This is a genomic window from Sporosarcina thermotolerans, from assembly GCF_042658975.1.
Taxonomy (GTDB): domain Bacteria; phylum Bacillota; class Bacilli; order Bacillales_A; family Planococcaceae; genus Sporosarcina; species Sporosarcina thermotolerans.
Genome location: NZ_JBHSRM010000009.1, coordinates 158,946 through 170,605, shown reverse-complemented (window position 1 = coordinate 170,605; position 11,660 = coordinate 158,946). Strand labels below are relative to the sequence as shown.

Below are 11,660 nucleotides of genomic sequence, written 5' to 3'. Positions count from 1 at the left end.
TTTCCCATTACATTTGTAAGTAAGATCCCTCAAAGATGATGAGGTGGATAGGTCCGGGGTGGAAGCGTGGTGACACGTGCAGCTGACGGATACTAATCGATCGAGGACTTAACCTTAAGTTATAAAGTATGGTTGAACTTGAAGTAGCAACAATGTCTCTTTTATCCGGTTTTGAACGAACAAGCATCGTTCATAGTCTGGTGACGAAGGCGAAGAGGTCACACCCGTTCCCATCCCGAACACGGAAGTTAAGCTCTTCAGCGCCGATGGTAGTAGGGGGCTTCCCCCTGTGAGAGTAGGACGTCGCCGGGCAACCCATCACTTTTCGATAAGAATGTCATTGGTTAGAATTGATCAAGTACATGAATTTGCAGTTAAAGAACCTATCATTCTTTCGAAGGGTATACATATTAAATGGTCCCGTGGTGTAGCGGTTAACATGCCTGCCTGTCACGCAGGAGATCGCCGGTTCGATCCCGGTCGGGACCGCCATTTTAATTTAAACTGTCAACCGATTTGGATTTATTCCAGGATCGGTTTTTTGTTGTAATAAAATCAGATATGCTTACTTAAAGGAATAAACGAGCGGCCCTTAAATACGGAAAAAAACAGATCTTCAAACCCCAATACTTTCAGTAACATCTTATTTTCGGTACACTAACTATAATAAAGTGGAGATGAAAGGAAATTACTATGACTATAGAATTTGATGTTCATTCCCAAGAGGAAACTGAACAAATTGCTAAGAAATTAGCGGGATTGCTTTCACCTCCAGACGTCATAACGTTGGAAGGTGATCTGGGTGCCGGTAAAACGACTTTCACGAAAGCGTTGGCAAAGGGATTAGGCATCACTCGGACCGTAAACAGCCCCACTTTTACAATCCTCAAACAGTATGAAGGAGAGGATTTCCTTTTCAATCATCTTGATGTCTATCGTTTGGCGGATAGTGATGAGGATCTCGGTTGGGATGAACTATTTTACGGGGATGCAATCTCAGTCGTAGAATGGGCGCATTTGATAGAAGATGATCTTCCAAGTGAGCGACTCGAAATCCAGTTACAACATACCGGGGATACTTCAAGAAAGCTTTTGTTCGTCCCTAAAGGTAGACGTTATGAAAAGATTTGTGAGGCGATGACAGTATGATATGGTTAGGAATAGATACAGCTAATACACCTTTGTCTGTCGCAATCGTGAAAGACGGGGCGATTTTAGCTGAGGTGAATTCTTCGATGGCGGTCAATCATTCTTTACGTGCGATGCCGGTTATTGAAGAATTATTTGAGACCGTGCAATTGAAACCGAAAGATATTGATGCGATTGCAGTTTCTGAAGGACCGGGATCGTATACAGGTGTCCGAATTGGGGTGACGATTGCGAAGACGTTGGCATGGACGTTGAAAAAACCTCTTGTAGGTGTTTCAAGCCTTAAAACATTGGCGGCTAACGCTATTTATTTTAATGGCCTTATTTGCCCGGTTGTGGACGCAAGAAGGAATAATGTGTATGCGGGCGTTTATGAAAATATCGATGGTGCGCTTGTCGCAATTCACGAAGATCGTCACCTTGGAATTGAAGCTTTGCTCGATTCGTTAGGTGAATTAGACCGTCCCGTTTTGTTCATCGGTAAGGACGTTGGCATGTATGAAGAGCTGATTACGAACAGATTGAAGGAGAATTCGGTGATTGCTCCTTTTCCAATGAACCTGCCACGTGCGTCGTCGTTGATTTACATAGCGCAGCAATCTGGACATGAAGAGAATACACATGCATTTACACCGGAATACCGCAGGATTGCTGAGGCAGAAGCAAATTGGTTGATGCAGCAAACGAAGGAAAAAGGCAGTGAGTAATGTGACAAATGGAATCCAATATCGAAAAATGACCGTTGACGACATTCCGGCTGTTGTCAAAATCGAGCATGAGGCGTTTACGACTCCGTGGTCGCATGAGATTTTTGAACATGAGATGTTAGGGAATGATTATGCCCATTATATTGTCGCGGTTCAAGATGACGAGGTCATTGGACATTGTGGTATGTGGGTTGTACTCGATGAATGTCATATTACAAATGTTGCTGTCAGGAAGCGTTTGAGAGGCCAGGGAATCGGTGAGGCATTGATGCGCAAGGCGATTGAGCTGTGTAAGGTGAATGAGGTGAGGTTGATGACGCTTGAGGTGCGAGTGTCGAACCATACAGCACAAAACCTGTATAGGAAGTTAGGCTTCCAGGATGGCGGTATACGGAAAAACTATTATACGGACGACCATGAAGATGCGCTCGTCATGTGGGTGGAATTTTAATGGATAAAGATATTTATATATTAGGTATTGAAACGAGCTGTGATGAAACGGCGGCTTCTGTCATTAAGAATGGCCATGAAATTATATCAAATATTGTCGCTTCACAGATCCAAAGTCAGCAACGATTCGGTGGAGTTGTACCCGAAATTGCTTCGCGACACCATGTCGAACAAATCACGCTTGTTATTGAAGGAGCATTGTTGGCAGCGAATCTTGAGCCGGCTGATTTGGATGCTGTTGCTGTGACGGAGGGTCCGGGACTTGTCGGTGCGCTTTTGATCGGCATTAATGCGGCGAAGGCTTTTGCGTTTGCGAATGGATTGCCGATTATTGGTGTCCACCATATTGCTGGGCATATTTACGCCAATCAATTAATGCAGCCAATGGAGTTTCCGCTCCTTGCGCTCATCGTTTCAGGAGGCCATACAGAGCTTGTATTGATGGAAGGGCATGGGTCCTTTAAATTGATCGGGGAGACGCGTGATGATGCCGCAGGAGAAGCTTACGACAAGGTGGCTCGCGTACTCGGCTTGCCGTATCCCGGCGGGCCTGCGATTGATAAGCTCGCGCTTGAAAGCGATGATGCGGTTGAATTCCCAAGGGCTTGGCTTGAGCGGGAATCATATGATTTCAGCTTCAGTGGTTTAAAATCGGCAGTTATCAATTATAAGCATAATCTTGAGCAAAAAGGTGGTACAATCGTGCCATCTCATGTGGCTGCTGGTTTTCAGCAAAGTGTTGTCGAAGTTCTAACAGCAAAAACATTGAAGGCCGCGAAAGAATATAATGTGAAGCAAGTGATCGCGGCGGGTGGAGTTGCAGCGAATAAAGGGCTGCGTGCTTCGCTCGAAATGACCTTTGAAAAAGAGGGAATTCATTTTTATGTCCCCCCTATCTCTCTATGTACGGATAATGCAGCGATGATTGCTGCAGCTGGAACTGCAATGTTCATGGATGGAAAACGTGGAAATATGGAAATGAACGGGCGCCCGGGTATGCCTCTTGCATCTTGGAGCAAATAAGTGATGGAAATCGTCGAGTCTTGACGATTTCCGTTTTTATTTGGCCTTTAAATGGATTCTTTTGTCAAGAGGGAACGTTCGTACTTATGCACATTTGTTAGTAAGTTGTGGATAATTATTCGACAATTGTGTATTAGCCGTCCAGGTTTTGGATAACTATGTGGGTAAAACAAGTTTTAATTGTGGACAACGTGGATAACTATGTGAATATCCTATAGTATCAATGTTTATGATGTGAATAAGATTGTGGAAAAGGAAATTCACGTTTGTCGAAAACATAAAAATGCTGTCGAATCGGCGCCATACCTTTCGACAGCATTTATTATGCTTGTAAATGTAAATTCTCCAACTCTTCTTGGAGGACCAACCATTCTTCTGATTGCTCATCATGCTTCATTTGCAATGAATCGATCTGCTCTTGAAGTTCCATTAGTTTAATATGGTCATCAGCGAATTCGGGCCGCAAGAGCTCCTCCTGCAAACCTGCTATCTCTTCATCCATTTTAGCTAATGTAGTTTCAATTTCGGCAATTGCCCTTGTCAGTCGGCGTTCTTGCCTTTTGAACTCTTTGTCATCTTCGTTGCGCTTGTTTTTCGTTTGGATCTTTTGTTGTGACGAAGACTCCTCCGCCTTTAACTCGGCAATCTCTGTTTTCTTCTCGATGAAATAATCGTAATCGCCAAGATACTCCGTAACACCAGTTTTAGCGACATCGATAACCTTCGTCGCAATCCGGTTGATGAAGTAACGGTCATGCGAAACAAAAAGGATTGTTCCTGGAAAGTCATCCAATGCATTCTCCAGTACTTCTTTGCTATCGAGGTCAAGATGGTTTGTCGGTTCGTCAAGGATAAGCGTATTCGATTTTTGGAGCATAAGCTTCGCTAATGAAAGGCGCGCTTTCTCCCCACCGGATAACGATGTCACTGGTTTTTCGACATCTTCCCCTGTAAAGAGGAAGCGTCCTAACACAGTGCGGACATCCTTTTCATTCATCATCGGCCACTCGTCCCAAAGCTCCTTAAGAACTGTCCCCGTACCGATGATCGTCGCCTGGTTTTGATCATAATATCCGAACTGGACATTCGTGCCATAGCGGATTGTCCCATCTAATGGTTCCTGCATTTTCACAATCGTCTTAAGTAATGTCGATTTACCGATCCCATTCGGACCTAATATGGCGATGCGGTCGCCTTTGTAGGCATGCATATTAATGTTTTCGGAAACAGGTTTGTCATTGTAGCCGACTGCGATATTTTCAAGTTTCAGCACATCATTCCCACTTGGCCTTTCGATTGAGAATGAAAAGCTTGCGGACCGTTCATCCCCGTCAGGCGAATCCATCCATTCGGTCCGTTCAAGGAGCTTCCGTCGGCTTTTCGCCATTTTAGAAGTGGACGCACGAGCGATATTCCGTTGAATGAACTCTTCAAGTTTTGCTTTCTCGCTGGATTCACGTTCATACAGTTTCTTATCGCGCTCGTAGTTCTTTGCTTTTTCATCCAAATACGCACTATAGTTTCCGACATACTTCGTCACTTTCCGTCTAGACACTTCATACGTGATCGTCACGATCTGGTCGAGGAAGTATCGGTCATGCGAAACGATTAGAATCGCTCCTTCATAAGAGACGAGATATTTTTCAAGCCAGCCAAGCGTCTCGATATCTAAATGGTTCGTTGGCTCGTCCAATATGAGGAGGTCCGGTTTGCTTAGCAGCATCTTTGCGAGAGCTAAGCGTGTTTTTTGCCCGCCCGAAAGAAGATTGACTTTTTTCTCGTAGTCATCTGGATAAAACCGCATGCCGTGCAGGACGGAACGCATGTCAGATTCATATTGATACCCTCCCGAATCCTTGAATTCGATTTGGAGAGCGTCATACTCCTTCATGACTCGTTCGTATTCTTCAGTATTCCCGTATACAGCGGGATCCGCCATTTGTGCTTCAAGCCTACGGAGTTTTTGCTCCATTGATAGCATTGGTTCGAAAACGGTCATCATTTCTGCCCAAACTGTACGGGAAGAGTCGATGCCTGCGTGTTGTTCAAGATACCCTATCTGCACGTCCTTTGGCATGATAATGTCGCCGGAATCCGCCGTCATCTCTCGCGCAATAATTTTAAGCAATGTGGATTTACCTGCTCCGTTGCGGCCGACGAGCGCGACTCTGTCACGATGTTGTACTTCGAGTCGCACGTTTTCCAATATATCAGTTCCTGAAAAGGATTTAGTTAGTCCGTTCACTTGTAAAACAATCATTCAGCACACCTCTATTCATACATTAAGTTTAATCGAATGAAGAGACGCGCGCAATGGTCGGCTTTACATCAATCATTTTCTGCTGTACGATAGAAATTGTTCGGACTAATTCAGGAAAGTCCTAATTTAAATGTGTGAAATCCCGACTTAATTCAATGGGGCAGGAGGTAGGAAATGTCTGAAGTAACTCCAAGAATTCCGCAGGCGACATCGAAACGCCTTCCTTTATATTATAGATTCCTAAAAGGCTTCTCGAATGCTGGTAAAAAACGTGTTTCTTCTAGTGAATTGAGCGAAGTGATGAAAATTGATGCCGCTACGATTCGCCGGGATTTTTCCCATTTCGGTGCGCTTGGAAGAAAAGGGTATGGCTATGATGTAGATGACCTGCTTCATTTCTTCCGTCAGACGCTTGATCAGGATGAAGAGACAGACGTCGCATTAATCGGCGTCGGCGGTTTAGGGAGTGCATTTCTGAAATACAACTTCCAGAAAACCCATAATACGCGGATTGTAATAGCGTTCGACCCAAAAGCATCGAAGGAAGGTAGAATCGTCAGTAACATCCCTGTATATCATCCGGATATGATGGAAGAGAAGTTACAAGAGATGGGCATTAACATCGTAATTCTAACTGTTCCAGCAAACGTAGCCCAAGATACAGCGGATCGTCTCGCCGAAATAGAAGTGAAAGGGATATTAAACTTCACACCGGCTCGTCTGACAGTGCCAGATTGGATGCGTGTACATACGATTGATTTATCTGCAGAGTTGCAGACATTGATTTATTTTATAAAAAATGACGTAAAAGATTCACAATTATAAACGGCTTGTCAATAGTAATACAAGCTGTTTTCATGTAAAATAGACAACAGACGAAGGAGGTGTCCGAAATGGCTCCAGGTATAGGCAGTTTAATTATAATTGCAATTATTGCTTTGTTAGTTTTTGGACCGAAGAAGTTGCCTGAAATCGGTAAAGCGTTTGGCTCTTCATTACGTGAATTCAAGAATGCAACCAAGGGACTTGCTTCGGATGATGAAGATACAGTAAAGAAAGTTGAAGATAAGAAAAACGACGTGCAGTAAGTAAGGATGTCTGTCCTATGAAAGAGAAAAATTTAACTGTCATTGAGCATATAGAAGAAATTAGAAAACGGCTGATAGTAATCGTCGTTTTCTTTGTTATTGCGGTAATTGGTAGCTTTTTCGCCGCTAAACCAGTTATTGAGTTTTTACTGAATGAGGGAGGATATGATGAGTTCCACGCATTCAATGTTGTCGATCCAATCGTCATTTACTTGAAAGTCATCATCTTCCTTGCGGTCGTCATTATTTCACCGATCATCATGTACCAGTTCTGGTCGTTCGTATCGCCAGGCCTTCAGGAAACTGAGCGGAAAGTGACTTTAAGCTATATCCCGTTTGCATTCATCCTGTTTATAGTCGGAATAGGATTCTCGTATTTTATCCTCGTCCCATTCGTTATGAATTTCATGATGGATTTATCGGGGGAATTGGGAATAACGCAAACAGTAGGTATCAATCAATATTTCACATTCCTATTCCAGATTTTGATTCCGTTTGGGGTCATCTTCCAATTGCCAATCGTTCTCTTATTTTTATCAAGACTTGGTATATTGGATCCTGCGAAGTTAGTGAAAATCAGGAAATATTCATATTTTGTTCTATTTGTAGTTGCGGCGTTCATCACACCGCCTGATATTATGTCCCATTTGTTAGTGACCGTCCCGTTGTTCATCCTTTACGAAATCAGCATCGTTATCTGCCGAGTCGGGTATCGAAAGTTCTTGAAGGCGGAAGAGAAGCGGAAGCTTGAGGAGATAAAGGCGGAGCAACAGCGGCAAATTGATGAAGTGATGGGGAATTTGGAGAAATAAATCGGCAAGCCCTTTTTTCGGATAAGTATTCCGGAAAAAGGGCTTTTTTGTAATGAAATCAGATGTCAATTTCTGTATGATAAAAGAAGTAGCGTACTGAAGAGGGCATGCTCTTACATAGTATATACCATTGAAAAGGGGGAAGATGTTGTATGAATCCGTTGTTATCCATATGGAATCAGCCGACAAAGACTTTGGAGTACTTGCTTGAGAAGAAGTCGGTCGGGTATGGGGTTTTTATTTTACTATTAGGTTCAATCAGTACCGGTTCGATTGCCTTGGCACCGACCGGTTGGTTTAGTGGCTTGCCAGCGTATTTAATCGTTATATTTTCAATTATACTGACATTCTCTGGTGCTTTGTTAGGTTGGGTGATTATGGCTGCGCTGTATACATGGATTGGAAAATGGCTTGGAGGAACAGGAAAGTTTTCTGAAATGATCCATGTCACGCCAGCGTCAACAATTCTGACTATCTATCTTGCTCCGATGAATTATCTTATTCTTGCTATATATGGTTCTCGACTATTCGAAGTACCTACGGAGAATTTTGGTGTTACCAATCTGCCGCTTGGCGTATATTTCTTGATGAACATCGTCATGATTGGCGTTGGGATTTACGGTATAGTAATCATGAGTAAAGGTATTGGCCTTGTCCATAAATTCTCTGCATTGCGTGGATTCGGCGTTGTTGCAATTCTTATGGGTATTGGCATAGTGTTCGCGATAATCTTTTCAATAGTTATTGGCATTCTCCTATTTTCGTTGTTTACGACGATTGGATGAACTGAAAAACGACTTCCCAATGTGGGAAGTCGTTTTTCGGTTTCATTGCAACAAGAAGATGAATGCTTGCTTGATACTCTCAGGCTGTTTGAAGACTTCAGGATTTAACTGGACAATGACGGCGAAGCTGTTCATTAACAGATGCGAAATCATCGGCGCTAAAATGCTTTTCGTATGGTAATAAAGGAAAGCGAACACGAGTCCCGGAATCATATAGAGAATTGTATGATTGAGCTCGCCATGGACGACCGAGAAAAGGAATGCGCTGATAAGGGCGGCGACCCAGAAATTTGTTTTCGTATAAATGCCTCCGAACAAAATTCGTCTGAATACAATCTCCTCAAACAACGGTGCGAAAATGACGATTGAAACAATAACAATCGGCGACATTCTCGCAACCTCCCCTAAGAGGGCAGTGTTATCGGAGCCAGGCATGACGCCAAATGCCATCTCGATGATGGCAGCGATCATTTGGCCAGCCATCGCCATGAACAATCCAAGGACCCCCCAAAGAATTGTCTTTCCAATAGAAGCTTTTTTTCCTGTCTTAAAGATATCCCAGAACTTTTTATTCCGTGTCGTCATGAATAAAATAAAAGGTGCCGCAATGATGTTCACGATAAAAAGACCCCATGCGAAGCCGTAAAATTTAGCGTCCGCTTCCTCCATGCCTGATGTATGGTGGAAATAATTGATCATCCCTTTAGCAACAGGGACACTTGCAAATTGCATCGCAATGTAGATTGCGATGATCCATATGTAGATTTTCCAGTATTTCATAGTACAACGCCCTTTCTCTTAGTGTTCATTTTAGCGTTTTAAAAGAAGTTTAGCAAAGAGAAAAGAAGCGAGTATTTTGCTTGCAATTTTTGGGCAACTTTATTATGATATTAAATGTATTAGCACTCATGCTTACTGAGTGCTAAAAAGAAAAGATAATGCTGAGGAGGTTGTTTCACTTGTTGAAACCATTAGGTGACCGTATCGTAATCGAACTGATCGAAGCAGAAGAAAAAACGTCAAGTGGTATCGTACTACCGGATTCTGCAAAAGAGAAACCGCAAGAGGGTAAAGTTGTTGCGGCAGGTACTGGACGAGTTCTTGAAAACGGCCAGCGTGTTGACTTGGAAGTAAAAGAAGGCGACCGCATCATCTTCTCAAAATATGCTGGTACTGAAGTTAAATATGAAGGAAATGAATATTTGATCCTGCGTGAAAGCGACGTTCTTGCCGTTATCGGTTAATTAAACGCGCTTATATAAAGACAACATACAAAATAGGAGGGTATTCATAAATGGCTAAAGAAATTAAATTCAATGAAGACGCGCGCAGCGCAATGCTTCGTGGTGTAGATACACTTGCTGACGCTGTTAAAGTGACGCTTGGACCAAAGGGACGAAACGTCGTTCTTGAAAGAAAATTCGGTTCACCGCTTATTACTAATGACGGTGTAACGATCGCAAAAGAAATCGAACTTGAAGACGCATTCGAAAACATGGGTGCGAAACTTGTTGCGGAAGTTGCTTCCAAAACAAATGAAATCGCTGGTGACGGTACAACAACAGCGACAGTTCTTGCACAAGCGATGATTCGTGAAGGTTTAAAAAACGTAACGGCTGGCGCAAACCCTGTCGGTATCCGTAAAGGGATTGAACAAGCAGTTGCAACCGCTGTTGAATCATTAAAAGGTATTTCTGATGAAATCGAAAGCAAGCAAGAAATCGCACAAGTTGCTGCAATCTCTTCAGGCGACGAAGCAGTCGGCGAATTGATCGCTGAAGCAATGGAGCGCGTTGGAAACGATGGCGTCATCACAATCGAAGAGTCGAAAGGCTTCACGACTGAGCTTGACGTTGTAGAAGGTATGCAATTTGATCGCGGTTATGCATCTGCATATATGGCTACTGATACAGACAAAATGGAAGCAGTTCTCGATAACCCTTACATCTTAATCACAGATAAAAAGATTTCTAATATCCAAGAAATCCTTCCAGTTCTTGAGCAAGTCGTTCAACAAGGCAAGCCATTGTTGATGATTGCTGAAGACGTAGAAGGCGAAGCACTTGCAACACTTGTTGTGAATAAGCTTCGTGGAACGTTCAACGCAGTTGCTGTTAAAGCACCTGGTTTCGGTGATCGTCGTAAAGCAATGCTTGAAGACATTGCAATCCTTACAGGTGGAGAAGTCATTACTGAGGATCTCGGTCTTGACCTTAAATCCGCTGATATTACTCAACTTGGAAGAGCTGCAAAAGTTGTTGTTACAAAAGATCACACAACAATCGTTGAAGGAAATGGCGATGCAGGGCAAATCGCATCACGCGTTAGCCAAATCCGCGTACAACTTGAAGAAACAACTTCTGAGTTCGACAAAGAGAAGCTGCAAGAGCGCCTTGCGAAACTTGCTGGCGGCGTAGCAGTTATCAAAGTCGGTGCAGCAACTGAAACAGAATTGAAAGAGCGTAAACTTCGCATCGAAGACGCGTTGAACTCAACTCGTGCGGCTGTTGAAGAAGGAATCGTATCTGGTGGTGGTACGGCACTTATCAACGTATACACGAAGGTTGAATCACTTCTTGAAAGCACAGAAGGCGACGTCGCAACTGGTGTGAAGATTGTCCTTCGCGCACTTGAAGAGCCAGTTCGTCAAATCGCGAACAACGCTGGCCTTGAAGGCTCAATCGTAGTTGACCGCCTAAAACGCGAAGAAGTCGGCATCGGTTTCAACGCAGCAAACGGCGAGTGGGTTAACATGATGCAAGCCGGTATCTTAGACCCAACTAAAGTAACTCGTTCAGCACTTCAAAATGCAGCATCTGTGGCGGCAATGTTCTTATCGACAGAAGCTGTTGTAGCAGATCTACCAGAACCACCAGGTGCAGGCATGCCTGACATGGGTGGAATGGGCGGAATGATGTAATTAAGAAAAGCTCCAGCGGCTAATGATCCAAGGGGATAGCCGCTGGAGCTAGACATACAACGTAACAAAAAGAAGCTCCTCACAAGTCATTAGACTTGTGAGGAGCTTCTTTTTTGGACCACATTCAAATAAAATTAAACAGCCAATCGCCGGATCAATACCGACAACTGGCTGTTTCATCAGGTGTTTATTAACTGACTCAAAAAAGGTGGTTCATACCAATCAACAACGGTTTTTATGAAACCTTCTTCTTATCTGTTGATTCTTTTTCGTCTATTTTAAATTCATCTGCAACGTCGTCAACAATATCTTTTGTTGAGTTTTTGAATTCTTTTAACGTTTGTCCAACAGCTTTTCCTAACTGTGGTAATTTAGACGGTCCGAAAATAATTAAAGCGATAACGAGAATGATGATTAATCCTGGTACACCAATACTTGGCATGGTTGTTCCTCCTTAGAATTGACT

The 11,660-nt window shown here is 43.2% G+C and carries 14 protein-coding genes, 1 tRNA gene and 2 rRNA genes; 13 read left to right on the top strand and 4 right to left on the bottom strand.

Translation table 11 applies throughout. From position 1 onward, the window contains the following. The 7 genes from ACFPZG_RS06300 to tsaD all read left to right on the top strand — a co-directional run. Positions 1–116: ribosomal RNA gene (locus ACFPZG_RS06300) — 23S ribosomal RNA — on the top strand; the annotation flags it as partial. Positions 117–196: 80 nt separating this feature from the next. Further along, positions 197–312 (top strand): 5S ribosomal RNA (gene rrf / locus ACFPZG_RS06295). Positions 313–416: 104 nt separating this feature from the next. Continuing rightward, a tRNA-Asp gene (locus tag ACFPZG_RS06290) sits at positions 417–492 on the top strand. Between the two features lie 201 nt (positions 493–693). Beyond that, positions 694–1,149: a tRNA (adenosine(37)-N6)-threonylcarbamoyltransferase complex ATPase subunit type 1 TsaE gene (gene tsaE / locus ACFPZG_RS06285; protein ID WP_317940932.1), complete on the top strand. Its 456-nt coding sequence runs from the start codon at positions 694–696 to the stop codon at positions 1,147–1,149. Next, complete coding sequence (gene tsaB, locus ACFPZG_RS06280) at positions 1,146–1,856, top strand: tRNA (adenosine(37)-N6)-threonylcarbamoyltransferase complex dimerization subunit type 1 TsaB (protein ID WP_317940931.1); 711 nt, start codon at positions 1,146–1,148, stop codon at positions 1,854–1,856. The genes tsaE and tsaB overlap by 4 nt, the downstream gene beginning before the upstream one ends. Before the next feature lies 1 nt (position 1,857). After that, a complete protein-coding gene (rimI, locus tag ACFPZG_RS06275) occupies positions 1,858–2,307 on the top strand; it encodes a ribosomal protein S18-alanine N-acetyltransferase (protein WP_283734574.1) in 450 nt (149 codons plus the stop codon). Continuing rightward, positions 2,307–3,329, top strand: a complete 1,023-nt coding sequence (gene tsaD / locus ACFPZG_RS06270) for a tRNA (adenosine(37)-N6)-threonylcarbamoyltransferase complex transferase subunit TsaD (protein ID WP_317940930.1) — start codon at positions 2,307–2,309, stop codon at positions 3,327–3,329. Before rimI ends, tsaD begins: the two co-directional genes overlap by 1 nt. A gap of 322 nt (positions 3,330–3,651) precedes the next feature. On the opposite strand, the gene ACFPZG_RS06265 is transcribed toward tsaD, so the two are convergent. Continuing rightward, positions 3,652–5,589, bottom strand: a complete 1,938-nt coding sequence (locus tag ACFPZG_RS06265; protein WP_317940929.1) for an ABC-F family ATP-binding cassette domain-containing protein — start codon at positions 5,587–5,589, stop codon at positions 3,652–3,654. A 174-nt stretch (positions 5,590–5,763) separates the two neighbouring features. On the opposite strand from ACFPZG_RS06265, the gene ACFPZG_RS06260 reads away from it, so the two are divergent. From ACFPZG_RS06260 to ACFPZG_RS06245, 4 genes are all read left to right on the top strand, one after another. After that, positions 5,764–6,414: a redox-sensing transcriptional repressor Rex gene (locus tag ACFPZG_RS06260; RefSeq protein WP_317940928.1), complete on the top strand. Its 651-nt coding sequence runs from the start codon at positions 5,764–5,766 to the stop codon at positions 6,412–6,414. A 68-nt stretch (positions 6,415–6,482) separates the two neighbouring features. Then, positions 6,483–6,677 carry a twin-arginine translocase TatA/TatE family subunit gene (locus tag ACFPZG_RS06255; protein ID WP_283733837.1) on the top strand — a complete coding sequence of 65 codons (195 nt, stop codon included), beginning with the start codon at positions 6,483–6,485 and terminating at the stop codon, positions 6,675–6,677. 17 nt (positions 6,678–6,694) lie between these two features. Then, the gene (tatC, locus tag ACFPZG_RS06250) at positions 6,695–7,489 is read left to right on the top strand and encodes a twin-arginine translocase subunit TatC (RefSeq protein ID WP_317940926.1); all 795 of its coding nucleotides are present in this window, start codon (positions 6,695–6,697) and stop codon (positions 7,487–7,489) included. A gap of 152 nt (positions 7,490–7,641) precedes the next feature. Then, entirely contained in the window at positions 7,642–8,274 is a 633-nt protein-coding gene (locus ACFPZG_RS06245; protein ID WP_283733838.1) for a YIP1 family protein, read from the top strand. A gap of 42 nt (positions 8,275–8,316) precedes the next feature. On the opposite strand, the gene ACFPZG_RS06240 is transcribed toward ACFPZG_RS06245, so the two are convergent. Further along, the gene (locus ACFPZG_RS06240; protein ID WP_283733839.1) at positions 8,317–9,054 is read right to left on the bottom strand and encodes a CPBP family intramembrane glutamic endopeptidase; all 738 of its coding nucleotides are present in this window, start codon (positions 9,052–9,054) and stop codon (positions 8,317–8,319) included. Positions 9,055–9,233: 179 nt separating this feature from the next. Between ACFPZG_RS06240 and groES the strand changes: the two genes are divergently transcribed. Further along, positions 9,234–9,518, top strand: a complete 285-nt coding sequence (gene groES, locus ACFPZG_RS06235; protein ID WP_283733840.1) for a co-chaperone GroES — start codon at positions 9,234–9,236, stop codon at positions 9,516–9,518. Positions 9,519–9,568: 50 nt separating this feature from the next. Beyond that, the gene (groL, locus tag ACFPZG_RS06230) at positions 9,569–11,194 is read left to right on the top strand and encodes a chaperonin GroEL (protein ID WP_283733841.1); all 1,626 of its coding nucleotides are present in this window, start codon (positions 9,569–9,571) and stop codon (positions 11,192–11,194) included. 48 nt (positions 11,195–11,242) lie between these two features. On the opposite strand, the gene ACFPZG_RS06225 is transcribed toward groL, so the two are convergent. Together ACFPZG_RS06225 and tatA are read right to left on the bottom strand one after the other, a co-directional pair. Beyond that, on the bottom strand, positions 11,243–11,374 hold the full coding sequence (locus ACFPZG_RS06225; RefSeq protein ID WP_381426439.1) for a hypothetical protein: 132 nt from the start codon (positions 11,372–11,374) through the stop codon (positions 11,243–11,245). Between the two features lie 55 nt (positions 11,375–11,429). After that, a complete protein-coding gene (tatA, locus tag ACFPZG_RS06220; RefSeq protein WP_283733842.1) occupies positions 11,430–11,636 on the bottom strand; it encodes a twin-arginine translocase TatA/TatE family subunit in 207 nt (68 codons plus the stop codon). Between the last annotated feature and the right edge of the window lie 24 nt (positions 11,637–11,660).